The sequence below is a fragment of the Alphaproteobacteria bacterium LSUCC0684 genome, assembly GCA_041228335.1.
Classification (GTDB): domain Bacteria; phylum Pseudomonadota; class Alphaproteobacteria; order Puniceispirillales; family UBA1172.
In genome coordinates this window covers 1799370-1824369 of record CP166130.1, presented here as the reverse complement: position 1 = coordinate 1824369, position 25000 = coordinate 1799370, and the positions used below count along the sequence as shown (strand labels likewise).

Sequence of the window (25000 nt, the reverse complement as noted above, 5' to 3'; positions counted from 1 at the left end):
GATTTGTTTTAGCCGAAACCTTTATCCTTTGCAAAGCATCATCCGGCCACGTTCTTTGCGCTGGCTTTGCGCCGGTGTATCGGCCGGGTCACGGGCCGACCTGATGCAGAATATCGGCGGCGAGCTGTTTTTCAATGGCCGTGGCGTCCGGATTGTCCGTCACGCGCCGGGCGAGCTGGCCTGCCAGTTTATCCTGCCCGCGCATCAGGGCTTCTTCGGCAAGGGTGAGATCGGCTTTGGCAATCTGGCCTGATTTGCCATATCCTATCCCGAGCTGACGTTTGGCAAAAGCCCAGTCCGGTTCCTGCTGATGGGCGATTTCAAGGTGACGGACGGCATCTGTGATCAGCCTTTCATCGCCTGTTGCCAGATACGCCCGGCCAAGCGACAGCCTGATCTGGCCTTGATTAACCGTCTCTCCCAGGAGTTCCAGGGCAAGTTCATACTGCGCTGCCGCATCGGCACCGCGCCCTTGCGATAAAAGAATATCGCCATAAAACTCCCGGTAATAGGCATCCTTGGGGTGACGTTCGATCAATGCCTGCATGGCCGTGCCGGCCGCCGATACATCCGATAGCCGATAATGTGCGATGGCATTCTTGTAGAGTGATGCGCTGTCATCCTTGTCAAGGGTGCTGACCAGCATAGATTTGGGCGGCGCGGTCCAGCCTTCCATTTTGGTGCGGATACGGTCAAAAATCTCGATCATCCATGGCGGCGTGACGGGCGGGGTGGTTTCGTTGAGATTGACGTGATCCTGAAACACCGCGCTTCGTTCCAGCGCCCCCGGGTGTGTCAGGTAGTAATCGGATTGACGGCTCTGGGGAAGCAGGCGCTGGGAGGCGATCCGCCGCATCGTAGTCGCCATCGGTTGCAGGGAGAGGTTTTGCTCCTGCATGAGTTTGATGGCAAGGGCATCGGCGACGCCCTCATCCTGTCGTGAGCGGGCAAGGATCAGCCGTGTGCGCTGGTCTATACCGCCCGTTATCACCCCATAGGCCGCATCGGGGCTGCCCGCGGCGCTCAGGGCCACGGCGGCAGCGGCACCGAGAATGCTGGCAAGACCGGCATCGGATACAACCTCTCCCCGGCGCTGGACATGACCTGAGGCGATGTGCCCAACCTCATGGGCCATCACGCCGGCAATCTCAAGAACGCTTTCTGCCTTGAGCAAGAGCCCGCTGTGTAGATAGATGGAGCCGTCGCCCAGAACAAAGGCGTTGTATTGCGGGTCGATAATGATGCGGATGGCGAGCTTTTCCGGATCAAGCCCGGCGCTTTTCGCCATCGGGGCAATGATGCGCTTGAGGCCGTGCTCGATTTCCGTGTCACGGATGATCGACGCCGCCGCCATCGAGACCGGCAGCACGATCAGCATCAGCAACACGATACCTGCCTTTATCCGCATTCCGGCCCCTTCCTGCCTCGCGCCGAACCCGGGCGAAGAAATCCCATTGAGTTCAGCCATGATTTATGGTCTTTTCTGCATAGCACATCTCAAGGAAAATAACGGCAATTAAGGTAGTTTTATGGCACTGAAAATATCAGGGCGGTCGGATCTGTCATCCTTCATGGTGATGGACGTCATGGAGAAAGCGGCAGCGCTGGAAGATCAGGGGGAGAAAATCATCCATCTTGAAGTCGGCCAGCCTTCCACCGGCGCGCCGCAGGCCGCCAGCAAGGCGATTGCTGATGCGCTGGCGGAACCCTCCAGCCATGGCTACACGCTCTCGCTCGGGATACCGTCTCTCCGGCAGGGGATTGCCGATCATTACGCCCGGCTTTACGGTATTGAGGTCAGGACGGAAAATGTGATTGTCACCATTGGGTCTTCGCTCGGTTTTGCCATGGCTTTCCTGACCTGTTTTGACCATGGTGACACGGTTGCGATGACCAGCCCCGGGTATTCAGCCTATCGCAATCTGATGGTTTCCGTCGGGCTCAGGCCCATGATGCTCGATTGCCGGGCGGAAAAGGGATGGAAGCCCTCGATTGCCGATCTTGAGGCGCTCGATCCTGTTCCCGACGGGCTCATCATCGCCAGCCCGTCCAATCCCACCGGCGTCGTGCTCGACCACCGCGAAATGGCGGCGATCACCGGCTGGTGCGATGCCAATGGCGTCAGGCTCATTTCCGATGAAATCTATCATGGCATCACTTTTGATGTTGAGGCGGCCACCGCGCTTGCGTCGTCGTCGCAGGCAATCGTGGTGAACTCCTTTTCCAAATATTTTTCCATGACCGGCCATCGGGTGGGCTGGATGATTGTGCCTGACGATCTCATCGATCCGCTGGAGCGGCTGGCGCAGAACTGCGTTATTTCCGTTCCAACCCTCTCGCAGATTGCCGCCGCCGCCGCCATTACCGACGCCTCCGCCGAGGTTGAGCTTGAAGATCATGTCCGCCGATATCGGCAAAATAGAGATATTCTGCTGAACGGGCTTGACCCGAGGTTTCTGGGCAATGCCGCGCCGGTCGAAGGGGCCTTCTACATTTACGCCGATACAAGCCAGATCAGCCAGGACAGCCTTGATCTGGCGGATCGCCTGTTGAACGAAGCTCATGTTGCCACGACGCCCGGCCTTGATTTCGACACCGAACAGGGCCAGTCGTTCATCCGTCTCAGTTTTGCTGGCACCAATGCGGATATGGAAGAGGCCGTCCGCCGCATCAACAGATGGATCAGCACCAATCTGGACGGATGAACCCGTCATCGATGCTCACGCCCGAATTCACGGGGCTGGAAAAGGGCGGATGGATCTCTGCCCTTCTAAGGATCAGCGGGGGGTGAAATGGCGGGGAGCCTAGAGGCTCCACCACCCTTTCTTTTTGGCTTCCGGCTTGGCGGCGTCCACGTTGACCACCTCGACCTCGGCCGAGCTCACCGGTTGCCGTTCGGCCTTGGGTTTCACCGTTGAAGTCTCCTCGGCAGCCGCGGCGGCGGCATCATCGCTGGCGGACGCTTTCTTTTTAGCCCGGGCCTTCTTGGCCGCTCTGGCTTTCTTGGCTTTCGGCCTGGCGCTGTCCCCACCAACCGGATCGCTTTTGTCGGCTTTGGCTCTGGCCTTCTTGGCGCCGGCTTTTTTGGCCTTGGCCTTTTTCGCTTTTCCTGCTCGAGGTGACGTGCTTTCCTCGTCCTGCCCGGCAGTTTCGGCCGAGTTTTCGCCCTGGTCGGCGTCACCGCTCTCTAGGCTTGCGGCGGCTTGCTTCAGGTCATCTTGAGGTGCGTCTTGCGGCTGATCGGAGGGATCTTCATCTCCATCAGCCTTGCCGCCATCTTCCGTTCTGGACTGGCCCTTGCGGCGGCGGCGGCGCTTCGGCTTGGCTTTGCCGCGATCACTGTCATCGCCCCTACGTTCATCGCCGGTATTTTCATCGCTTGCACCGGATTCACCTTCTTCCGCCGCCTCGTCACCACTGCCGGCATCAGGTCCGTCCGCGACGTCCTGCATCTCGGTTTCGGTTGCGCCATTGTCGTCACGGCGACGGCGACGGCCTCCACGCTTGCCCCGGCGACGCCGACGGCGCGGCTTGTCCTCATCCTCGTCTTCGGCGGCAGGTGCGTCGATTTCGGTGTCACCGGCCCCTGCGGCTGCATGTTCATCGGTAGCTGCTGTCTCCGCACCATTCCTGCCGCCACGTCGACGTCGTCGGCCGTTGGTCTCCCGCGCTGCCTCACGCATTTCAGAAAGAGGCTTGCTGTCCCCGAAACGAAGATCCGGCGCGATCAGGCTGTTATCTTCTTCAAGGAAGATACGGATGCCGAAGCGGCTCTCGATCTCGGCGATCTGATCACGCTTGTTGTTGAGAATATAGATTGCCACGGTGGAAGCCATGAACACATGCAGGTCTTCCCCCCTGTTCTTGCTGGCTTCGGATTCAATGGCGCGAAACACGTCAAGCGCGGCCGATTCAACCGAACGGATGCGTCCTGTTCCCTGGCAATGGGGGCAGAGGTCGGTCACGGTCTCGCTCAGGCTTGGGCGCAGACGCTGGCGTGACATTTCAAGCAGACCGAACTGGCTGATGCCGCCGATCTGGATTCGGGCCCGGTCATTCTTCACCGCATCTTTCAGCCGGCGTTCCACCGTGTGCTGGTTGCGGTTGCTTTCCATATCAATGAAATCAATCACGATCAGCCCGGAAAGGTCACGCTGGCGAAGCTGCTGGGCGATTTCATCGGCGGCTTCAAGATTGGTCTTGAGCGCGGTTTCTTCAATATTCCGCTCTTTGGTCGCGCGCCCGGAGTTAACGTCAATGGCCACCAGGGCTTCGGTCTGGTTGATGACGATATAGCCGCCTGACCGGAGCGTCACCTGCGGATCATGCATCGAGGAAAGCATGTTCTCCACCTGATATCGCTGGAAAAGCGGGGTTGCCGTATCATCATAGGCCTTGACCTTGCGGACATGGCTCGGCATCAGGTTCTTCATATGCATCCGGGCAGCTTTATAGGCGTCGTCGCCTTCCACCAGGATTTCATCTATATCCGTGCCGTAATAGTCGCGGATGGCACGTTTGATGAGATTGCCTTCCTCATAGATCAGTGAAGGGGCGTTCGATTCCAGCGTCATGGAACGGATTTCATCCCATTGGCGCGACAGGTAGTTATAGTCGCGGGTAATTTCCGCCTTGGTGCGTTTGGATCCGGCGGTCCGGACAATCACCGCCATCCCCTGCGGCACGTCAAGGCCGCCGACAATGGTCTTGAGCTTTTTGCGATCGGCCGGGTTGCTGATCTTCCGGCTGACGCCGCCACCGTGATAGGTGTTTGGCATGAGGACGCAATAACGGCCTGCCAGAGAGAGATAGGTCGTCAGCGCAGCCCCCTTGTTGCCGCGTTCTTCCTTGACCACCTGAATAAGCATGATCTGGCGCCGGGAAATGACTTCCTGAATTTTATAGTGCCGGGAAAACCGGGCAAAACGCCGGCGGTTTTCGCGCCGCTCATCGTCGCCGTTATCCTCGCCGCCTGCCTCATCCCCTCTTTCTTTCTCGCCATTGGCGTCCGGGGCATCCCCGGCGCCGGTTTCAGCGTCATCTTCGGCGATGGTCGGTGCCGCGTCGGCTTCCTCGGCGATTTCTTCGACGATCGCGGCGGAATCTTCATCGGAAAGTTCTTCGGCGAGGAGCTTTTCGCGATCCTCAACCGGAATGCGATAGTAATCGGGGTGAATTTCACTGAACGCAAGGAAGCCCTGGCGATTGCCGCCATATTCCACAAACGCCGCCTGCAGGGACGGCTCAACCCTTGTTACCCTGGCGAGGTAGATATTTCCCTTTAGTTGTTTGCGGTGGCTTGTTTCGTGGTCAAAATCCTCAACCTTGTTGTTGTTCAGGACAACGATGCGCGTTTCGTCGTTCTGGCGGGCATCGATAAGCAATTTCTTGGACATTTGTAATACTTTCTTCCGCGCGCAAGTGCGTCGGCCTCAAGGCGTGGCCATGGGCCGGACTTGCCGAAGGATGGTTCGGGAAAGCGAGAACATGCCGCATCTCATCACAGAAGATGCCGCCTGCCATTCGGGCAGTGCGGTGAGTATATGATCTTTCTGTGGCGCCAGTCATGGTGTCGTCTTTCGGTCGTGTTGGACGGTTACCCGCCCTTAAGGTAATCGCGGCGGAATCCGTTCCGGCCTACGAATAGGAATTTGCTACACTGGCCGCTATAGTCGAAAGCGGTCATGTCGAGAAACTCTATTACAATATAGTGATTTAAATCATCCGATACAAATAAAATCCTATTCTTGCGGGGACTGTCTTCACATGTTGGCCGCGCAACGGTAAAAAGAGTGAATTGGATTGAGAGGAACAGCCATGCGGGCGGCATCATTCCTGACGCTGATCGTGGCGTTTTTATGCAGTATCACCCAGGCGTGGGGCCAGAACAGCATCACCGGCCTGCGCACGGGAAATTTCGATGGCACCGCCCGGTTGGTGATCGAAACCCTCAATGAAACCGAAATTTCCATCTTTCTGCTCAGCAGTCCCTACCGGCTTGTGGTGGATATGCCGGATGTCAAATGGCGGGTGGGCAGGAAAGGGGCCAGCGGCCCGCTGCAGACCCCGCCCTTGCGCGGATATCGCTACGGCGTGCCCGCGCCGGATGTCTCCCGGCTGGTGATTGATCTTGATGGCCCGGCCGTGCCGGTGCGCGCGTTCCGTCTTGCACCCAACAATTCCGGGCATCGCATTGTCATTGACCTGAAGGATCGCGGGGAAACCGCGTTCCAGCTGGCGGCCAAGGCCTTGCGGGAAAATCGCAACACCCCGCTTGTGATCCGGGAAGAGGCTCATCCGGAGCAGGGACAGCTGACGATGCTGATGCCGCTGCCAAGGCCGGCGCGCCGGGAGGATGGCCGCAATGCCAGCGGTCAACTGGTGCCCCTGCCGCGCCCTGCGGAAAAGGCCACGGGCCGGCCGGGGCGCTGGGTGGTCTTCATCGATGCCGGGCATGGCGGCAAGGATCCGGGGGCTATCGGTGTAAGCGGGCTCAAGGAGAAGGATATCACCCTCAAGGCAGCGCAGGAACTGGCGGGGATGCTGAACGCCAGCGGCAAGGTCCGGGTCGTGCTCTCCCGCGATGGGGATATCTATCACAAACTGCGGCGGCGGATATCTCTTGCGCGGGCTGAGCAGGCGGATGTGTTCATTTCCCTGCATGCCGATGCCGCACCCAACAAGAAGGCAAGGGGGGTGTCGGTCTTCACCTTGTCTGAAACCGCCTCGGACAAGGAAGCCGAACGCCTGGCCTCGCAGGAGAACAAGGCGGATCTGATCGGCGGCCCTGATCTCGAGACAACCGATCCCGAGGTCGGTTCGGCTCTTCTCAGCATGTTTCAGCGGGAATCGATGAATCAGTCCTCGGTGCTCGCCGCCCATATCATGCAGGAATTCGAAGGGCTGCCCACGCCACGTCGCGGCCACCGGTTTGCCGGTTTCGCCGTGCTCAAATCGCCCGACGTTCCCTCGGTCCTGATCGAGATGGGGTTCCTGACGAACAAGACCGATGAGCGTAATCTCAAAAACAGGACCTACCGACGTGATCTGATGCAGCGGGTCACCCGCGCGGTCTTGCGGTATCTTGAAACCAGCAATATCCCCGCCCCTGAAAAGGCCCCGTCGTGACCGATGTAATCCGGGGTCCGGGAAAAACTTCCGAAGACAAAGGCCATATACCATATAATGGCCATGATTGGATTTATACTTGAATAGTTAATTTGAACAGGAAGCATCGTGGTATCCGGGGAAGAACATCAGCACGAGAAATCCGGCGATTTTCATCTTGATGGAGATCGGCAGGAAGGGGAAAACCCTGCGCCGTCGCGCCGACGTCGCGGCATGTCTCTTTTCGGCAAGCTGGTACTGACCTTCATTTCGCTTGGGTTTTCCGCCGTCATTGCCGGGGTTGGCTTCGTGCTATGGGTGTTCTGGGAATATGGCCGGGATCTGCCGGATTACGGCAAGCTTGGCAGATATGAGCCGCCGGTGGTGAGCCGGGTGCATGCGGGCAACGGGGCGCTGCTGGCGGAATTTGCCACGGAAAAACGTGTCTTCGTTCCGGTAGGCGAAATGCCCGATCCCCTGATCCACGCGTTTCTTTCGGCGGAAGACAAAGATTTCTACAGCCATCCCGGGGTGGATATCAAGGCGCTGACCCGGGCGGTGATCACGAATATTTCAAATTATCGCAACGGCCGCAGGCTTGTTGGTGCGTCAACCATCACCCAGCAGGTCGCCAAGAACTTTCTCCTGACCAATGAGGTGTCGATCGAACGCAAGATCAAGGAAGCGATCCTCGCTATTCGCATGGAACGCGCCTTCAGCAAGGATCAGTTGCTTGGTCTCTACCTCAATGAGATTTATCTCGGTCTTGGCAGTTACGGGGTGGCGGCGGCGGCGCTCAACTATTTTGACAAATCCCTCGATACGCTGACCCTTGCGGAAATGGCGTATCTTGCCGCCTTGCCCAAGGCGCCGAACAATTACCATCCGACCCGCCGCGTTGAGGCAGCCATGACGCGGCGCAACTGGGTGCTCGGCCAGATGGAAAAAAATGGCTTCATAACCCCCGAAGAAATGAGGCAGGCAGCAGCAGAACCGATCACGATCCGCCAGCAGACAGGTGTTGATGGCGCCGATGCGCCGTTTTTTGCCGAAGAAGTGCGGCGCCAGATGGTGGATCGTTTTGGCGCCGGGAATTTCTATGGTGGCGGATATTCCGTCCGCACCACTCTTGATGCGAATATGCAGAAGATGGCTGATCTCACCCTGACCCAGGGGCTTGAGGCACTTGATAAACGCCAGGGATGGCGCGGGCCGCTCGGCCAGTATGACAGCGCGCAGAATCTCGCCGAAGTTCTCGAAGAATATGGCCGGAGCATGATCCCCGGACGTTACCCGGCGCTTGTCACCGGCGTCAGCCGCCGCCGAATCGAAGTCATGGTGGAACTTGGCCCGAACGCAAAGGAAAGCCGGATTGTTCCGGGAAGCATCCCCTTTTCGCTCGCCGACTGGGCCTATCCCCCACGTGACAAGAATGGCGTCAGGCCACCGAAGGTCACGTCCATGCGTCAGGTGGTGAAACTCCATGACATTATCATGGTTCAGCATCCCGAAACGGTGCCGGATCGTCTTTCCCGGCTGGAGAATCCGGGCAGCCTGCCCGAAGATACCTGGGCGCTTGGCCAGCGTCCGCTGGTCGAAGGCGCGCTGGTGGCGCTTGACCCCCATACCGGCAGGGTGCTGGCGATGAGTGGCGGTTACAATGCTGCGGATAGTGAATTCAACCGCGCGACCCAGGCGGCACGCCAGCCCGGATCGGCCTTCAAGCCATTTGTCTATCTTGCGGCGCTGGATAACGGCTTCTCCCCGATCACGCGTATCCTCGATGCCCCGCTGGTGGTGGATCAGGGCCCGGGGCAACCGAAATGGAAGCCGGCCAATTATACAAGAAAATTCTATGGCCCCAGCATCATGCGCCTCGGGATTGAACAGTCGCGTAACCTGATGACGGCACGTCTTGCCATGGCACTCGGCATGCCGGTGGTGCAGGATTATGCCCGGCGATTTGGCATTGATGGTGATATGCCGCCATTTCTGTCGATGTCGCTCGGGGCAGGGGAGACAACGCTCATTCAGCTGACCGCCGCCTATGGGATGATCGTCAATGGCGGTTCCCATATCACGCCCAGTATCATTGACCGGGTGCAGGACAGATACGGCCGGACGGTGCTGAAACTCGATCAGCGGCGTTGCGATGCCTGCAATCCGGAGATCATTCCAGCCGGTGAAGTGCTGGTGCCGCCGACCCTTCCGGATACCCGCCGCCGCGTCACCGACAAGGCTTCGGCGTATCAGATGGTGACCATGCTCGAAGGGGTGATCAAGCGCGGCACCGGGCGTATGATCGGCGATCCGGGATTTGCTGTTGCGGGGAAGACGGGCACCACCAATGACAACACCAATGCCTGGTTTGTCGGCTTCACGCCTGATCTGGTGGTTGGCGTCTATATCGGCTACGACACCCCCCGGCCGCTGGGAAAACGCGAAACAGGCTCAACTGCGGCGGTGCCGGTGTTCAGCGATTTCATCCGCGAGATCATGGCAGGCAAACCGGCCATCCCGTTCCGGCGGCCCGAAGGAGTCAATCTTTTTGCCGTCAATCCCGAAACCGGTGAGCGGGCCCTTGCCAGCGATGAGATGCGGACGATCGAAGCCTTCAAGCCCGGGCAGCGCCCGCTTGAACGCGGCAGCGATATGGCGGTTATCGATGTTCCCGGCGGGGGCGCGACGACAGTTGCGCAACCTCTTCCGGGGCTGTATTAACGATAGCATCACTTCACGATGCGAGTTCTTCTGATCTGCCATGAACGCTGAAACCGAACACAAGATCACCGCGATCACCTCCAGCCTTGAGCTGCTCCGGAAACATATCGGCTGGGATGAAGCCGTCGCCAGGCTGGGGGAGTTGAACACCCTCGCCGAAGACCAGTCGCTGTGGAATGATCAGGACCGCGCCCAGAAGGTGATGCGCGAGAAGAACCGCCTTGAACGGCTGATCGGCGGTGTCCGCGAGATGGAAAACGGCCTTGAAGAAGCGGTTGAACTCATCACCCTTGGCGATGAGGAAGGCGATGCTGAACTGGTGGCCGATGCGCTGGCCAGCCTGACGGAACTGGAGAGTCTCGCCGCCAGACGCCAGATCGAAAGCCTGCTTTCAGGCGAGGCCGATGGCAATGACTGTTTTGTCGAGATCAACGCCGGCGCTGGCGGCACCGAAGCTCAGGACTGGGCGGAAATGCTGCAGCGGATGTATGCCCGCTGGGGTGAGGCGCGCGGCTACAAGATCGACTATATCGAGGAAAGCCCGGGCGAGGAAGCCGGCATCAAATCCGTGACCATGCGATTTTCCGGGGATTCCGCCTATGGCTGGCTGAAGACGGAAAGCGGGGTGCATCGGCTGGTGCGGATTTCGCCGTACGATTCATCGTCTCGTCGTCATACGAGTTTTGCCTCGGTCTGGGTTTATCCGCTGGTCGATGAAGCCATCGAGATCGAGATCGAGGAAAAGGATTTGCGTATCGACACCTATCGCGCATCCGGTGCCGGTGGCCAGCATGTCAACAAGACCGACAGCGCCATCCGCATCACGCATCTTCCCACGGGTATCGTGGTGCAGTGCCAGAACGACCGCTCACAGCATCGCAATCGCGCCACGGCGTTCAACATGCTCAAGGCACGTCTCTATGAGCTTGAGCTGCAGAAACGCGAGGAAGAGGCCAATGCTTCGGCGGCAGGCAAGACCGATATCGGATGGGGCAACCAGATCAGGTCCTATGTGCTGCATCCCTATCAGATGGTCAAGGATCTCCGCACCCATGTGGAAAAGGGCAACGCCCAGGGGGTGCTTGATGGTGATATTGACGATTTCATCGAAGCCAGCCTCGCGCTCAAGGTGGGGTCCCGGCGTCAGGAGACGGCCTAGAGCAGACCACCCAGATAGAGCACCGCGTCCCTGTTCATCCGCGGCAGTGGGTTTCGCGTTTTCTAGAGCGCCCGGACAGCCTCGAGCACTTCTTCGGCGTGGCCGGGAATTTTGACTTTCGGCCAGACACGGGCGATCTTGCCTTCGGCATCGATCAGAAACGTCGCCCGCTGCACCCCCATATAGGTGCGGCCATACATGGATTTTTCACCCCAGACGCCGAACTGCTCACAGATATCGCTCTCATCATCGGCACCAAGGGCGCAGGTCAGGCCATGCTTTTCGCGGAATTTTCCCTGTTTGCCGGCCTTGTCCTTGGAAATGCCGATGACGCGTGCCCCGGCGGCATCGAATTCGGATTTGAGCTGGGAGAAGGCAATCGCTTCCTTGGTGCAGCCGGGTGTATCGGCTTTGGGGAAGAAAAACACCACGACCGGGCCATCTGTATCCTTCAGTGAAAAGGTGCCCTCGTCGGTGGTGATGGTGAAACGGGGCGCGGTGTCGCCTTGGTTGAGCATGATGTATCCTTTCTCAATACTGCCGTATCGGCAGGGTTTCTTCCGGTTCTGACCTGTTGAGGCCAGTTTTGTGGTGGTATTCGTTCATAAGATACGTACAATATTGAGATATAGGGGCTCAAGGTCACCGCACCAAGCCCCCGGGGGCTGAAATCTGGAACCTTGGAGAGCAAACCGCCTGGAAGATCCGCGCCTGGTCAACAACCAACCTGCATGTTCAAGAACCTGGATGGAATGATACTGATCCGCAAATCACTGAAAATCCTGCTGCTCTTTCTTGGGGCTGTTCTGGCATTGGCCGCGATCGTCGGGGCGATCGCCTGGGTCAGAATTGATCAGGCCGGCGGCGTTGCCGGATTTATCGAACAGACCTTGAAAAAGCAGGCCCCCGGTATCGAGTCCCGGGTGGAAGAGGCCGGGCTGGAATTTCAGCTATCGGCCACGCCCGTGTTGCTCCGTGCCCGGAATATCACGCTCAAAGCCGAAGATACCGGCATCATCCTGCCAAGGTCCGAGTTCGGGTTTTCCTGGCAGAACCTCATCACCGCAGATTTGATTCCCTCCGAAATGCGGGTTTTCGGGCTGGAAATGGAAATCAGCCATGGCCAGGACGGCTGGTATGCGGGCTCGACCATGGCCATGATCACGGGATTGCTCGGCAATGCCCCGCCGGTGGAGAATGCCGCCAGGTTTTCCGGTCTGGGGCAGATCCTTATCAGCAATGCCAAGATCACCATCGGCAGATCTGCCTGGGCCGGGCAGGCAACAGATGATGGCGTGGCTATTCCGGCTCAGGCGGTAATCGAGCCGATTGAAATCCTGTTGCGGCGGGATGCAAGGCGTCTGCTTGGCAGCGTCAGGTTCGACAACCTGACCGGTGGCCGGATGAACATGGATTTCGTCGGCAATGCCGCCGGCTCGGTTATTGATTTCGATATCACCATGAGTGGCGTCAATCTCAGCACAATCTATCCCTATCTCGGGGTTGACATCCCCCAGTTGCGTGAGGCAGGCAGGCTCGATGGGCGCCTGGCATTCACCATCCGTGAACAGCGGCTTGCCATGGTTTCGGGTGAGCTGACGGCGGCAGGCGGGCAGGTGGATCTGCCCGGCTTTGGCGGGATCGAATATGACCGGCTCGCCTCCACCTTCTCCTATGACGCAGGACAGGATCTGCTGACATTCCAGCAGGTTGAATATGAACACCAGCCTGCCGGTGAAACTGAACCAAGGCAGGCGATCTTTACCGGGCAGGTCCGTGATCTTTCATTGGAAAAACCTGTTATCTTCGCCAAGGTCAAGGGTAGCGGCTTGCCGTTTGAGGAGGCGCTCGGCCTGTGGCCGAATACGGCTGAACCCGAACTCAGAAAAATGATCACCGGCAGCGTCAGCGAGGGGAAAATCACGTCTTTCGGTCTGGAAACGGTTGGGGTGTTCAACACGGCCCTGCAACGTTTCGATATCACGACCCTTGATCTGATTGCTGATCTGAGGGAGCTTCTGTTTGATACGGGGTTCTCGTCAATCGAACGCCTGACCGGACGGCTGGGATCACGGCTTGAGCTTTCGATTGGCAGCCAGGGCGTGATCGATCATGCCTCGGCGGAATTCCTGCTTCTTGATGCAGAGCTCAAGCCGAAGGGAAACCACGAAGCCGCTGAGCTTGAGGGAATTGAGATACGCACCCGTCTTGTCGGCAACAAGCTTCAGGTCACCAGGGCGGCAATCGATGCCCGGCATCTCGGCCAGCTGGTCCTTGTCGGCCAGATGGAATTGCAGGATGACTGGCATCCCCACCGCCTCGATATCTCGCTCAAGGCCGAACAGATTGACAAGGATTTCATGACATCGCTCTGGCCTTCGGGTATTCGCCCGCAGACACGGGCATGGGTTGAGGAAAGAGTGGATGGAGGGGTCATCAACGGCCTTTCGGTCAATGCCGGATTTGATCTTCCGGTTGCTGAAAAACCAAAGGTTCTCTATCTCAACGGCAAGGCGGAAATCTCAAGATCGTCCCTGACCTATCTCCGCACCATGCCGCCCTTGCGAAATGCCAGCGCGGCGGTGAGTTTTGAAGGCTCGTCCTTGCGCTTTGATCTGTTGAGCGGCACCGTGGAAGGGCTGGATTTCGATGGCAGCCGCTTCATCATCCGGGCAACCGATCAGGGCCCCCAGGGTGATCTGGCCCTCATTGGCCGAGGTGATTTCAGCGGTGCCCTCCACCTGCTTGATCATCCGCGGCTGAATCTCCTGCGGCCGCGGGGGCTCAATGTCACCCGAAGTCAGGGCAAGGTGGATCTGACCATGTCGATGAAATGGCTTGTTCCGCCCCCCGGCAAGACGATCGAGGATACGGGCGGGGCGGAGATCAATGCCACCGCGACGGTTGGCAATGCCAGCCTTGATGGTCTGCCCTATGGGATCGAATTTTCCGATGGCTCGCTCGATATGGTCTATGCCGGCCAAAAGCTGGAGATCAACGGCCGAGGCCATTTCAACAAAGCACCCGGGGTGGTGAGCCTGACGCGGCAGCGTTCCGGGGAGATCAGGATGGATCTGGCCCTCAGCCCGAGCGAAGAGCTGACCGGCTGGCTTCAGGATCGGTTCAGCATGGGGCTTGGCGGCAAGACAGGCGCCCTGATCAGGATCGATGACCGGGACGGAATGGATGAACTGGTGCTTGATACCCGCCTCGATCTGGATCATGCCAGCATAAATATCGAGCGCTTTGGCCTGACCAAACTGCCGGGCGAAAAAGCGGTCATGCATGCCAGATTCGATATTGCCGACAGCAGGATCACATCAATTCACGATATCGATCTTGAAAGTGAATTCCTTGCAGCCGACGGGCGGATCACCTTTGATGAAAGCGGCCGGTTTCTGGGGGCCTTTTTTGATCATATTTCCTGGCCCGGCAATGATATCTCCAACATGACGATGGAACGCAACGGTGAAAATATCCTGCGCGTGGATGCCGATGCCAGGATCATTGACCTGACCCCGCTCCGCCGCGAAGAAAGCCCGGGCGAGGGTATGTCGCTCATCGTTGACCTGACCGCCGACCGTATCATCATGGATGAGAAGGCATCTTTCAGCGGCAATGTTGTTTTCACCACCGAAGCGGATGGAATCGGTGAAGCCGAACTGCTGGGCAATCTTTTCCTCAATGGCAAACCGATGCTGACCGAAGGCACGCTCAAAGCCGAGTTCGGCGGCGGCAGAGACATGATGCGCGGGCGCGGCCTGATCGGCGGGGCTGAAGCTGATCTTGTGCTCGGTCCCGGGGAGAATGGCGGCGATGTGCTTGAAATTTACTCGAATAATGCGGGGCAGGTGCTCAAGACATTGAATGTCACCGACGCCATCCGGCGTGGGCAGCTTGAAATGAAGGTGATCTTCAACCCTGAACAGGACGGCCATTACGACGTGCTTCTCGATCTTGAGAATTTCAACGTCATCGAAGCCCCGCGCGCGGTTCGGATGCTGTCGGTGCTCAGCCTTGCGGGGCTCTATTCCCTGCTTGAGGGGGACGGGACGAATTTCCGCGAAGGCAGCGCCATGATTTCGGTTTCACCAGGCGTGCAGAAAATTCATCAGGCGCGGGGAACAGGTGAGGCGCTTGCCGTGGATTTTGTCGGCATCGTCGATAGCGACAAAAGAGAGCTGGAGGTCAGCGGCGCCCTCTTGCCGGTGTACGGCATCACCAAACTGATCGGCAAGGTTCCTCTTCTGAGGGAGATCCTCACCGGCATCGACAATCAGGGACTTTTCGTCACCCAGTTCAATATCACCGGCCCGATTGATGATCCTTCCAGTATCGTCAATGCCTCGAGCATCATCCCCGGGGTTTTCCGTGATGTCTTCAGCCCGGACTGGGTCAACCGTGAAAGAGAGCGTCTTATCGGCTCGGAGGAGAATTCCGCCGCGGGAAGCGCAAAGTAAATCCGGCCCCTCAGCCGGGACGCCGGGTCAGCAGGACATGGCGCTTCTTGCCGGCTGAAAGCTTGACCTTGCCATCCTTGTCAAAATCACTCTTCGTGATGAGGTGGTCTTCATCCTGAACCGGCACATCATTGAGCCGTGCCCCGCCACCCCGGATCAGCCGGCGGGCTTCGCCATTGGAATTGGCCAGCCCGGCAAGGTTCAGCGCGGCAATAAAACTGATCTCATCCGCATCGGTTTCGACTTCGGGAAGGCCTTCGGCCTTGCCGCCTTCGGCAAAGGCTTTCAGCGCGGTGCTGGCGGCGGCCTCGGCCTCTTCCGCCGAGTGGCAGAGACTGGTCACGGCATTGGCAAGGATGATCTTGGCATCGTTGATCTCGCTGCCCTTGAGCGCTTCGAGTCGCCGGATTTCGTCAAGGGGCAGTTCGGTGAAAAGCCTGAGGAAACGGCCGACATCCGCATCTTCGGTATTCCGCCAGTACTGCCAGAAATCCCAGACCGGGAGTTTTTCCCTGTTCAGCCAGATTGCGCCTTGCGCGGATTTTCCCATCTTGGCGCCGGAAGCGGTGGTGATCAGGGGCGAGGTGAGCCCGAACACTTCCTGGTTGTCCACCCGGCGTGTCAGGTCAACACCGGTGACGATATTGCCCCATTGATCCGAGCCGCCCATCTGCAAGAGGCAGCCATACCGGCGGCGCAGCTCCATGAAATCATAAGCCTGAAGGATGGCGTAGTTGAACTCAAGAAAACTCATCGGCTGTTCGCGATCAAGCCTGAGTTTCACGCTGTCCATTGAAAGCATCCGGTTGACGGAAAAATGCACGCCGTAATTTCGCAGAAAGGAAATATAGCCAAGTTCGTCAAGCCATTCGGCATTATCCACCATGACGGCATCGCCGGGGCGATCTCCGAAGGTCAGATATTTTTCAAAGATTTTCTTGATACCGTTCTTGTTGTTCTCAATATCCTGATCCGATAGGAGCGGGCGCTGGCTGTCCTTGCCCGAAGGATCCCCGACCTTGGTGGTGCCGCCGCCCATGAGAACAATGGGCTTGTGGCCGGTCTGCTGGAGCACGCGCAGCATCATGATCTGCACAAGAGACCCGACATGCAGGCTGTCGGCGGTGCAGTCAAAGCCGATATAGGCAGGAATGCTTTTCTGTCTTGCAATCTCATCCAGCCCTTCAAGGCTGGTGGCCTGATGCATATAGCCGCGTTCGGTGATGATGCGGAGAAAATCGGCAGAAGGTGTCATGTTCCGGACCTGCTCGTCTTCGTGCCTAGACAGGTTCGACCGGCGCCGAAATATCGCCGACCGCCGTGTCGAGATAATCGTTGATCTCATCGGTCATGGCATCGATCTTGCCGGTGAAGAAATGGTTGGCCTCCGGCACCAGCCTGAGATCAACCTTGACGCCGCGCTGGGTCTGGATACGGTCCACCATACGGATGACGCTGTCCACGGGCACCACGCCATCGGCTTCACCATGGACGATGATACCGGAAGAAGGGCAGGGGGCAAGGAAGGTGAAATCCTTGTCTGTTGCAGGCGGGGTCACGGAGACAAAGCCAACGATTTCGGGGCGCCGCATCATCAGTTGCATGCCGATCCAGGCACCAAAGGAAAACCCGGCCACCCAGCAGGATCTGGCGTTCGGGCATTGCGCTTCGATCCAGTCGAGCGCGGTGGCGGCATCCGAAAGCTCGCCTTCGCCATTGTTATAGACGCCCATCGAACGGCCGACGCCGCGAAAGTTGAACCGCATGACGGAAAACCCCCGCGCCTGAAACAGTTTATACATGGCAAGCGAGACACGATTGTTCATGTTGCCGCCGCGATTGGGCTCAGGATGCAGGATGAGGGCAAGCGGCGCGGTCGGGTCTGCCGCCGGCATATACCGGCCTTCGAGGCGACCTTCCGGCCCGTTGATGATAATTTCAGGCATGATGCTTTCCACGTTTTAGACCATGAGGGTATATCAGGTGTTAACGGCTTTTCCAACATAAACGCAACGCCTTAAGGCTGTATTGGTTGAAATTGTACTTATCCGGCCCCACATGTTACACTGGGGAACAATCCTCTGACCTGACGATGATGGACGGCTTTAGATGCTTGAAAGATTGCGCGAAGAACTGGACTCCGTGATCGCCCGCGACCCGGCGGCAGGCGGCCGGTTGAGCATCCTTCTTCTCTACCCCTCGGTGCATGTGCTTCTCATCTATCGTCTTGCCAATCGTTTGTGGAAATGGCGCCTCAAGACAATAGCCCGCCTCATGATGCAGATTGCGCGATGGCTCACCGGGATTGAGATTCACCCCGGGGCGACCATCGGCCGTAGGTTTTTCATCGATCACGGCATGGGGGTGGTGATCGGGGAGACCGCCGAAATCGGCGATGATGTGACCTTTTATCACGGCGTCACCCTTGGCGGCGTGCTGCCCAGCGTCGATACGGACAGCCAGCGCTGCGTCAAACGCCACCCCACGATCTGCGATGACGTCATCATCGGTGCCGGCGCCCAGGTGCTCGGGCCGATTACCATCGGCAGATGCGCCCGCATCGGGGCCAATTCCGTCGTCGTCAAGAATGTGGCCGATGGCATTACCGTGACCGGCATCCCGGCACGTCCCGTGGCCTCGAAGAAACCGGAAACGATCCCGACCTTCCGGGCTTACGGAACCGCGGCGGAAAGTTCGATCGATACCCGTGAGCTTGCGATACAGGGTCTTCTCAATGAAGTGCAGTCCCTGCGCAGTCGCCTCAATGCGCTTGAAGAAGGCCTCAGCCAGACAGGAAACAGGGTTGATCTGTCGCCATCGGATCATGCCGGGGCGGAATCCGAAGCCGATGATGGGAAGTCGTGCTAGACATTTACCTTGATTATAACGCCACCACCCCTCTCAGGCCGGAAGCGCGGGAGGCCATGCTGGATGTGCTCGGCCCGCCGGCAAACCCGTCTTCCGTGCATGTCTATGGCCAGCGGGCGCGCCTTTCGATGGAAGACGCAAGGGGCAAGGTCGCCATGCTGGCAGGGGCAAGACCGGAAGAGGTGATCTTCACCAGTGGCGGCACCGAAGCCAATGCCATGGCGCTCAGGCGTGCCTGGCCGGCAGTGCTGGTCGGCGCCACCGAGCATGCCGCGGTGCTTGAATCCGTACCGGATGCTGTCCGGATTCCCGTGGATGGCAACGGCGTCACCGATATGGAAGCGCTGGCAGGGCTGCTTGCCGAAAGCCCTGAGGGCACGCTTGTCTCGGTGATGGCCGCCAATAATGAAACCGGGGTCTGCCAGCCACTTTCCAGAATTGTCGCCCTTGCCCGGGAGCACGGCGCGCTCGTCCATAGCGATGCGGTGCAGGCGCTGGGCAAGATCCCGCTCGATTTTTCGGCGCTCGGTCTTGATATGATGTCTGTTTCTGCCCACAAGATCGGCGGGCCGACAGGGATAGGCGCGCTCATCCAGCGCGAAGGCCTTGCCGCAAATCCGCTTGCCCGTGGCGGCGGGCAGGAAAAAAACCGCCGGCCGGGAACGGAAAACATGGCAGGAGCGGTCGGCTTTGGTGCCGCCGCCGCTGCTGCTGCCCGCGATATCAGCGGCTTTGGCGCGCGCGGGGTTGCCTTGCGGGAACGGCTCGAAGGCCGGATTACGGCAAAGGCCCCCGATGCGGTGATTTTCGGCCGCATGGTTGAGCGCCTGCCCAATACCACCGCCCTTGCCATGCCGGGCCGCCGGGCGGAGACGCAAGTCATGGCGCTCGATCTTGCCGGGATTGCCGTCAGCGCCGGGGCGGCGTGTTCGTCGGGCAAGGTCAGATCAAGCCATGTGCTTGAGGCGATGGGGGCAGGTGATCTTGCCAGCCACACCATCCGCATTTCCTGGGGGTGGGCAAGCACCGAAGATGATATCGACAGGCTTGCCGAATGCTGGCTTGACCTCTATAAGCAAGCCTGATTTCAACATTTGTTTGTGGAGCTGAAGCATGCCATCGATCACATTTGTCAAACGCGACGGATCGGAAGAAACCATTGAAGCTGCCGCCGGTCTTTCGGTCATGGAGATCGGCCGCGACAATGGTATCGGAATTGAAGGGACATGTGGCGGCAGTCTTTCCTGTGCCACCTGCCATGTTGTCGTCGATGCGGCCTGGGTCGAGGCCACAGGCAAGCCGTCGCTTGATGAAGAAGACATGCTGGATCTGGCCTTCGGGCTTGAGGAAACATCGCGTCTCGGCTGCCAGATCACCCTTACCGAGGAACTCGACGGGCTCAAGGTGCGCCTGCCGGACGACGACTAGAACATGACCGGGGCCGTGGCAAATTCCCATGAAACAGCCGGGCTCAATACGCTCGGATTCGCCGCGGCACCGGAAGACACCCGCGTGGTGGTGGCCATGTCCGGCGGGGTGGACAGTTCGGTGACCGCCGCGCTCCTCAAGGAAGAGGGGTATGACGTTGTCGGCATTACGCTCCAGCTCTATGACCATGGTGAGGCGGTCCGTATCAAGGGGGCCTGCTGCGCCGGGGCCGATATTCACGATGCCCGCAGCGTTGCCGCGCGACTTGGGATCAAGCATTATGTGCTGGATTACGAATCCCGCTTTAAGGATCAGGTGATGCAGGATTTCGCCGACAGCTACCTTAACGGCGAAACCCCTATTCCTTGCGTGCGCTGCAACCAGACGGTCAAATTCACTGATCTTCTGGCAACCGCCCGTGATCTCGGGGCGGCGTGCCTTGCCACCGGCCATTATGTCCGCCGTGAGATGCGGGGCGGCTCAGCCCAGCTCCTTCGCGGCGTCGATAGCGGCAAGGATCAGTCCTATTTCCTTTTTGCCACCACCCCGGAGCAGCTCGATTATCTCCGTTTCCCCCTTGGCGGGATGGACAAGGAGGAAACCCGCGCCCATGCCCGCCGGTTCGGGCTCGCCATTGCCGACAAACCCGATAGCCAGGATATCTGTTTTGTTCCCAATGGCCGTTATGGAGATGTTGTCCGCAGGCTCAGGCCCGGTGCCGTCGAGCCGGGGGATATTGTCTATCATGATGGCACCGTGCTCGGCCGCCATAACGGGGTGATTGATTATACGATCGGCCAGCGCCGTGGGCTTGGCATTGGCGGCCGCAAGGATGCGGATGAAGAGGATGGCCCGCTCTATGTGATCGGGATCAACGCCGAAGATCATCAGGTCATTGTCGGCGAAAAGGCGATGCTTGCCTGCCATGAAGTCCATCTCAGCGACGTGAACTGGCTGGCCGCGGAACCGCCCGAGGCCGGAAAGCCGGTGCTGGCGCGGCTGCGCAATACCGCACCTGCCCTGCCGGCACGGATTGTGGCATGGCCAGGCACCCCGGCTGGCATGGAACCTGAAACCCCGGCCGGTATGGGGCCTGAAACCCCGGCTGGCATGGGGCCTGAAACCCCGGCTGGCATAGCCCGGCTTGCCCTTGATGCGCCTCAATTCGGGATTGCCCGGGGGCAGGCCGCGGTGCTTTACGCCGCCGATGACCCTGATCTCGTGCTCGGGGGCGGCTGGATCAGTGAAGCGCCGACGGCCGCCGGCTAGATGATGCCTCTTGAGTAGTGGGCAACACCCCAACCCGCAACATCAGCTAGGCGTATGGGCGCATCGAGTTGTGTCGAGATTGCGGCTTGCGATGATTGCGAATATTGCGAAAAGGTCGGGCCAGCCGCGATAACGGGGCTTTCGTATCTTTTGGTTGCGGCGGGCCTTGCAGGGATACCTTGTCTTTGGTCGGCCGCGGGCTTTGTGAGATATCAGGTCTTGCGATGGGGTCGGGGCGTGCGGCGGCAGGTGTGCGGCAACAGGTGGGATAGCGTGAAAACACGCTTGACCGCCGGGCGGGAATTGCCTAGAAGAAAGCTCTCGCGGGTCCTTGATAGGACGCGGCCCGGGGCGGAGTAGCTCAGCTGGTTAGAGCAGCGGAATCATAATCCGCGTGTCGGGGGTTCAAGTCCCTCCTCCGCTACCATGATTTTCCTACGATTTTTGTTTGTTGATGGTCGGCACAAAGCCGTCTTGCCACACCCTTGCCACACACAAGGGGTGTTTGATATGGCAAACATACGTAAAAGGGGAAATAAATGGCAGGTGCAGATAAGACGCGCAGGCTATTCTAGTATCACAAAAACATTTCACCGCAGAGAAGAGGCAATAGCATGGGGACGAAGCCAAGAGGTTCGTCTTAATGCATCAGAGGCTGGCATCGCCCTGCCTGTCAAAGAGACCCTTACAGAGTTGCTGGGAAGATATGCGGCAGAGGTAACGCCTCAGAAAAAGTCAGCAGCAAGTGAAAGCAGGCGAATAGCACGCCTTTTAAAAGACCCTATCAGTCAATATCGTATCCGTGACCTTACACCCGAAACGCTGTCCAAATTCAGAGATAGAAGGCTTCTAGATGGACAAAGGGCAGCAGCATATGACCTGCAAATTATAAGGCATGCATTGAACATAGCCTCATCTGAATGGGGTGTGAGTATTAAGGAAAATCCTCTTGATAAAGTGCGGTTTCCTGCCCCTTCAAAGCCCCGTGACAGGCGTCTGAAGGCTGGAGAGTTGGATGTGTTGCTGGCGGCTGCAAACGAGTCTGGAAGTGCTTATATGCCTGCTCTGATTTTGCTTGCTGTTGAGACTGGGATGAGGGCAGGGGAGATGTTGAAACTGAAATGGGCTGACTGGAATGAGGAAGAGGCCATCCTGCATCTTATTGATACCAAGAATGGGCGAGACAGATTTGTTCCGCTAACGCCTCGCGCTAATCAGGTGATTTTATCGATATCTCGGACATCAGACAGGATTTTGCCAACCAATTATGAGGCAGTAAAATCTGCTTGGCAGCGGTTGAGGAAACGCACGGGCATATTAGACCTGCGCTTACATGATTTACGCCATGAGGCCACATCACGATTTTTCGAGATGGGTTTAACTGTGCCGGAAGTTGCATCTATCACCGGGCATCAAACCCCAACAATGTTGCTGAGATATGCCCATGCGGATGTTCAGATGCTGAGACGCAAATTAACGAGGGTCACTTCAGATGACAACTAATTCCAACCACAGTTTCAAAAGCATCTGAAATGATGGCACATAAAGTAGCTTCATGTTGTTTAGGGGCAATGAAGCTGTCATGCAGGGTAAGAACAGGTATGCCGCGATTCATACCATCTGCAATGATGCGCAAGCCTATCTCACCTTCCTGCCGCATGTAGACCATGCCTCTTCTTTTAAAAAAGAGGTGGGTTATTTCAGGATATGCATCTTGCATCTCATCTAGCAGCACCTTCTGCCAGCCCGGTGTCTTTAGGTGCTTGTGGTTATGAAACCAGCCTTCTTTATTATCTGCATTGGTGAGGGCTGAAATAGCTTTTTTCTTATTTTCGGTATTAATGGCAATATTGAACGCTCGTTTAATGACGTTTCGAGGCCAGCGAGAAAGGTTATCACGCTGGTAAATATCTTGATTGCTGGTTTTGAACCAATCTCGACCTGCCTCTGCAAAAGCCATTGTTGCATGGCAAGACGCTATATCTATTTCTACAACCGGGTCGCCATCAATCGTAATGGTTTCTCTCTCGTCTTCAGACAGCTGCTGATAGGCCCCGCCAAACAGACGGCCACCTTCCTGCCATGAGTTATTGCTGAAGATTTGCCGCATAAAGATAAGGTCAGGAACCTTATCGCCAAGTAATGTTGGCAGAAGTATCTCTCGTCTCCGCAGAAAGTGATGATAATCCCAAAGCAGTTCGCTGGTAGTCTTTGTTGTTTCAGTATCCACATAGTCAACTGGCTTGCTGGTCTTTCTCCCCTCTGGCGTTTCTTTCATAACGACTGGAATCGTGTCAGGGTGGTAATGCAGGATACTGTGTTCCCATCCATGATTCTTTAGCAGTTTGATTAAGTCCTCAGTGGCTCTTATTCTGGTTAGGTGGCCATCCTTTTTGCCTTTGCTTGTTTCTCGATAGCCAATTTCCTTATCCAGAAACTGCAGGTCAGCCATCGCATCACACAGGCGGGCCATCGTTTCATTGTTCAGGCCCATTGGGTTGTATTTTTTGATGATGGCACCTTCATGTGCACGTGACACAATTGTCCAAAGATTGGATGACTGCGCATAATTGAAAAACAGATTTGCCAGCAGACAGTTCAACTGTATTCGGCTGGGCTGATATAGTCGCCTATTGGTATGGCTTAGGATGCGCTGGCTCAGTTCATTGATGCCAGAAGTGCATTTTGTACTAGAGGCCATAATGTTCAAGTTCAAGGGGCGAGAGTAATCAAGGCTTTGTGCTTTTCTTTCTCGAATGAAACAATGCCAGTCTTCATCATCTTCAAAGAAGCCTCCAGTCTCATAAATCTCAATCTCTTCTTCGTTGATGTATCGTTCGCTATTCTTGTCGTTGAGGAGAGTGGTTAGCGTCTCTCTTTGCTTTGTATTGTTCATATCATCACCATTCATATACCCCTAAGGTTGGTTGGGGCGGCCCTTACTTGGGGTATTCTGTAATTTATTTTTGTCCTACAATATGCAGAAATACGAAATTAGGTGTTGACAATGGTATAATCAAGTGTCATAACGACAATTGTAGGCAGAAACGAAAGGTCAAAAATCATGGACGAAACGTTTGACGATATCGAATTTGGCGCACATGCAACAGTAAGGTTGCAGCAAAGAGGCATAAGAAAATCGGTGGTAACAACCATCATTCGATATGCCGATAAAGAAGTCCCCGTTGGCAAGGGATTGGTCTCCGTATCGGTAACAAAGCGATGCGCAATCCGTCTGGGAGAGGAAGGGACGCTGGCACCAAAAATGGTTGAAAAAATCACGGGCAAATCTGTGGTGGTAAGTAATGATAATGACGAAACCAAAGTGGTTACCGTAATGCATATGAAATCGGGGAAAGCAGGTCGCCATTATCGGAAACGTGTCAAAAAAACTTGGCATTAACGTTTAGGATGCTTGGCAAGCAGGATTAGTGTAATGGCAAAGCGAAAGATTTCAGAATGCGGTGAATTGTTTACGGGTTTCTCCTTAAGCAGTCAAAACTTTGCCGAGTTAGGCAGCACAACTGTAATTCAGCTTCGGGATGTATCAAAAGAGCACATCAAGTTAACCGGCCTGAAACGGACTGATATGAGCGTTAGCAACCCTGACAAATTTATTCGAAAGGGTGATGTGTTGTTCAAATCCCGTGGTCACGTTTTAGAAGCTTTTGCACTAATGCATGAACCCGAACAAACTATCGTTACAAATGGATTTATTGTGGTGCGGCCACATTCTGATGTCATACCGCGATATTTGGCATGGGTGTTAAATAACACTAATTTTGACCGAATGACTCAACAAACGCATATGATAAAGAGCGTTTCCATTCGAGATTTACGTAACCTAGATGTGCCAATGCCTGATAGAGCATCTCAGGAAAAAATCATTCAAGTGAGTGATGAAATCGATGCTGGCAAAGAACTGGCCGCTGACTATTTTTATGCAGCTGAAGAATACCTTCGCAGCAGCGTATTCAACCGATAGAGG

General features: G+C 56.9%; 18 protein-coding genes and 1 tRNA gene. 13 read left to right on the top strand and 6 right to left on the bottom strand.

What is annotated here, in order from left to right; translation table 11 throughout:
• Window positions 1-88: 88 nt before the first annotated feature.
• Window positions 89-1468, bottom strand: coding sequence for a M48 family metalloprotease (locus tag AB8880_08725; protein XDZ65006.1), 1380 nt, complete (start codon window positions 1466-1468; stop codon window positions 89-91).
• A gap of 61 nt (window positions 1469-1529) precedes the next feature.
• Between AB8880_08725 and AB8880_08720 the strand changes: the two genes are divergently transcribed.
• Window positions 1530-2705 carry a pyridoxal phosphate-dependent aminotransferase gene (locus AB8880_08720; protein ID XDZ65005.1) on the top strand — a complete coding sequence of 392 codons (1176 nt, stop codon included), beginning with the start codon at window positions 1530-1532 and terminating at the stop codon, window positions 2703-2705.
• Window positions 2706-2804: 99 nt separating this feature from the next.
• Here AB8880_08720 and AB8880_08715 read toward each other — a convergent pair whose 3' ends face one another.
• On the bottom strand, window positions 2805-5396 hold the full coding sequence (locus AB8880_08715; GenBank protein XDZ65004.1) for an Rne/Rng family ribonuclease: 2592 nt from the start codon (window positions 5394-5396) through the stop codon (window positions 2805-2807).
• 421 nt (window positions 5397-5817) lie between these two features.
• Here AB8880_08715 and AB8880_08710 point away from each other — a divergent pair, with 421 nt between their 5' ends.
• The 3 genes from AB8880_08710 to prfB all read left to right on the top strand — a co-directional run bounded on the left by AB8880_08710 (window position 5818) and on the right by prfB (window position 10987).
• On the top strand, window positions 5818-7128 hold the full coding sequence (locus AB8880_08710) for an N-acetylmuramoyl-L-alanine amidase (protein XDZ65003.1): 1311 nt from the start codon (window positions 5818-5820) through the stop codon (window positions 7126-7128).
• Window positions 7129-7236: 108 nt separating this feature from the next.
• Window positions 7237-9828, top strand: a complete 2592-nt coding sequence (locus tag AB8880_08705; GenBank protein XDZ65002.1) for a penicillin-binding protein 1A — start codon at window positions 7237-7239, stop codon at window positions 9826-9828.
• Between the two features lie 40 nt (window positions 9829-9868).
• The gene (gene prfB / locus AB8880_08700) at window positions 9869-10987 is read left to right on the top strand and encodes a peptide chain release factor 2 (protein XDZ65001.1); all 1119 of its coding nucleotides are present in this window, start codon (window positions 9869-9871) and stop codon (window positions 10985-10987) included.
• 62 nt (window positions 10988-11049) lie between these two features.
• On the opposite strand, the gene bcp is transcribed toward prfB, so the two are convergent.
• Window positions 11050-11505 carry a thioredoxin-dependent thiol peroxidase gene (bcp, locus tag AB8880_08695; protein ID XDZ65000.1) on the bottom strand — a complete coding sequence of 152 codons (456 nt, stop codon included), beginning with the start codon at window positions 11503-11505 and terminating at the stop codon, window positions 11050-11052.
• 213 nt (window positions 11506-11718) lie between these two features.
• On the opposite strand from bcp, the gene AB8880_08690 reads away from it, so the two are divergent.
• Complete coding sequence (locus AB8880_08690) at window positions 11719-15447, top strand: AsmA-like C-terminal domain-containing protein (protein XDZ64999.1); 3729 nt, start codon at window positions 11719-11721, stop codon at window positions 15445-15447.
• A 10-nt stretch (window positions 15448-15457) separates the two neighbouring features.
• Here AB8880_08690 and tyrS read toward each other — a convergent pair whose 3' ends face one another.
• Window positions 15458-16702 carry a tyrosine--tRNA ligase gene (tyrS, locus tag AB8880_08685; protein ID XDZ64998.1) on the bottom strand — a complete coding sequence of 415 codons (1245 nt, stop codon included), beginning with the start codon at window positions 16700-16702 and terminating at the stop codon, window positions 15458-15460.
• Between the two features lie 25 nt (window positions 16703-16727).
• Window positions 16728-17393, bottom strand: coding sequence for an alpha/beta hydrolase (locus AB8880_08680; GenBank protein ID XDZ64997.1), 666 nt, complete (start codon window positions 17391-17393; stop codon window positions 16728-16730).
• Window positions 17394-17556: 163 nt separating this feature from the next.
• Between AB8880_08680 and cysE the strand changes: the two genes are divergently transcribed.
• The 6 genes from cysE to AB8880_08650 all read left to right on the top strand — a co-directional run bounded on the left by cysE (window position 17557) and on the right by AB8880_08650 (window position 22515).
• Window positions 17557-18315, top strand: coding sequence for a serine O-acetyltransferase (cysE, locus tag AB8880_08675; GenBank protein ID XDZ64996.1), 759 nt, complete (start codon window positions 17557-17559; stop codon window positions 18313-18315).
• A complete protein-coding gene (locus tag AB8880_08670; GenBank protein XDZ64995.1) occupies window positions 18309-19400 on the top strand; it encodes a cysteine desulfurase family protein in 1092 nt (363 codons plus the stop codon). Before cysE ends, AB8880_08670 begins: the two co-directional genes overlap by 7 nt.
• A gap of 28 nt (window positions 19401-19428) precedes the next feature.
• Window positions 19429-19743 carry a 2Fe-2S iron-sulfur cluster-binding protein gene (locus AB8880_08665; GenBank protein XDZ64994.1) on the top strand — a complete coding sequence of 105 codons (315 nt, stop codon included), beginning with the start codon at window positions 19429-19431 and terminating at the stop codon, window positions 19741-19743.
• Window positions 19744-19746: 3 nt separating this feature from the next.
• On the top strand, window positions 19747-21012 hold the full coding sequence (mnmA, locus tag AB8880_08660; GenBank protein ID XDZ64993.1) for a tRNA 2-thiouridine(34) synthase MnmA: 1266 nt from the start codon (window positions 19747-19749) through the stop codon (window positions 21010-21012).
• Between the two features lie 350 nt (window positions 21013-21362).
• Window positions 21363-21439: transfer RNA gene (locus tag AB8880_08655), tRNA-Met, on the top strand.
• Window positions 21440-21522: 83 nt separating this feature from the next.
• On the top strand, window positions 21523-22515 hold the full coding sequence (locus AB8880_08650; protein XDZ64992.1) for an integrase: 993 nt from the start codon (window positions 21523-21525) through the stop codon (window positions 22513-22515).
• Here AB8880_08650 and AB8880_08645 read toward each other — a convergent pair.
• Window positions 22496-23908, bottom strand: coding sequence for a hypothetical protein (locus tag AB8880_08645; GenBank protein XDZ64991.1), 1413 nt, complete (start codon window positions 23906-23908; stop codon window positions 22496-22498). The two genes, AB8880_08650 and AB8880_08645, sit on opposite strands and share 20 nt — an antisense overlap.
• Window positions 23909-24076: 168 nt before the next feature.
• On the opposite strand from AB8880_08645, the gene AB8880_08640 reads away from it, so the two are divergent.
• Together AB8880_08640 and AB8880_08635 are read left to right on the top strand one after the other, a co-directional pair.
• Entirely contained in the window at window positions 24077-24415 is a 339-nt protein-coding gene (locus tag AB8880_08640) for a hypothetical protein (protein XDZ64990.1), read from the top strand.
• 33 nt (window positions 24416-24448) lie between these two features.
• Window positions 24449-24997 (top strand): restriction endonuclease subunit S, encoded by a 549-nt coding sequence (locus AB8880_08635; protein ID XDZ64989.1) that lies wholly within the window; start codon window positions 24449-24451, stop codon window positions 24995-24997.
• Window positions 24998-25000: the final 3 nt, after the last annotated feature.

What these genes read in the sequence shown, in the direction of transcription:
- tyrS (XDZ64998.1), bottom strand. Translation starts at nt 16,702, where the DNA reads ATGACACCTTCTGCCGATTTTCTCCGCATCATCACCGAACGCGGCTAT.
- AB8880_08690 (XDZ64999.1), top strand. Translation starts at nt 11,719, where the DNA reads ATGTTCAAGAACCTGGATGGAATGATACTGATCCGCAAATCACTGAAA.
- AB8880_08635 (XDZ64989.1), top strand. Translation starts at nt 24,449, where the DNA reads ATGGCAAAGCGAAAGATTTCAGAATGCGGTGAATTGTTTACGGGTTTC.
- AB8880_08715 (XDZ65004.1), bottom strand. Translation starts at nt 5,396, where the DNA reads ATGTCCAAGAAATTGCTTATCGATGCCCGCCAGAACGACGAAACGCGC.
- AB8880_08640 (XDZ64990.1), top strand. Translation starts at nt 24,077, where the DNA reads ATGGACGAAACGTTTGACGATATCGAATTTGGCGCACATGCAACAGTA.
- AB8880_08680 (XDZ64997.1), bottom strand. Translation starts at nt 17,393, where the DNA reads ATGCCTGAAATTATCATCAACGGGCCGGAAGGTCGCCTCGAAGGCCGG.
- AB8880_08720 (XDZ65005.1), top strand. Translation starts at nt 1,530, where the DNA reads ATGGCACTGAAAATATCAGGGCGGTCGGATCTGTCATCCTTCATGGTG.
- cysE (XDZ64996.1), top strand. Translation starts at nt 17,557, where the DNA reads ATGCTTGAAAGATTGCGCGAAGAACTGGACTCCGTGATCGCCCGCGAC.
- prfB (XDZ65001.1), top strand. Translation starts at nt 9,869, where the DNA reads ATGAACGCTGAAACCGAACACAAGATCACCGCGATCACCTCCAGCCTT.
- AB8880_08650 (XDZ64992.1), top strand. Translation starts at nt 21,523, where the DNA reads ATGGCAAACATACGTAAAAGGGGAAATAAATGGCAGGTGCAGATAAGA.
- mnmA (XDZ64993.1), top strand. Translation starts at nt 19,747, where the DNA reads ATGACCGGGGCCGTGGCAAATTCCCATGAAACAGCCGGGCTCAATACG.
- AB8880_08645 (XDZ64991.1), bottom strand. Translation starts at nt 23,908, where the DNA reads ATGAACAATACAAAGCAAAGAGAGACGCTAACCACTCTCCTCAACGAC.
- bcp (XDZ65000.1), bottom strand. Translation starts at nt 11,505, where the DNA reads ATGCTCAACCAAGGCGACACCGCGCCCCGTTTCACCATCACCACCGAC.
- AB8880_08710 (XDZ65003.1), top strand. Translation starts at nt 5,818, where the DNA reads ATGCGGGCGGCATCATTCCTGACGCTGATCGTGGCGTTTTTATGCAGT.
- AB8880_08665 (XDZ64994.1), top strand. Translation starts at nt 19,429, where the DNA reads ATGCCATCGATCACATTTGTCAAACGCGACGGATCGGAAGAAACCATT.
- AB8880_08725 (XDZ65006.1), bottom strand. Translation starts at nt 1,468, where the DNA reads ATGGCTGAACTCAATGGGATTTCTTCGCCCGGGTTCGGCGCGAGGCAG.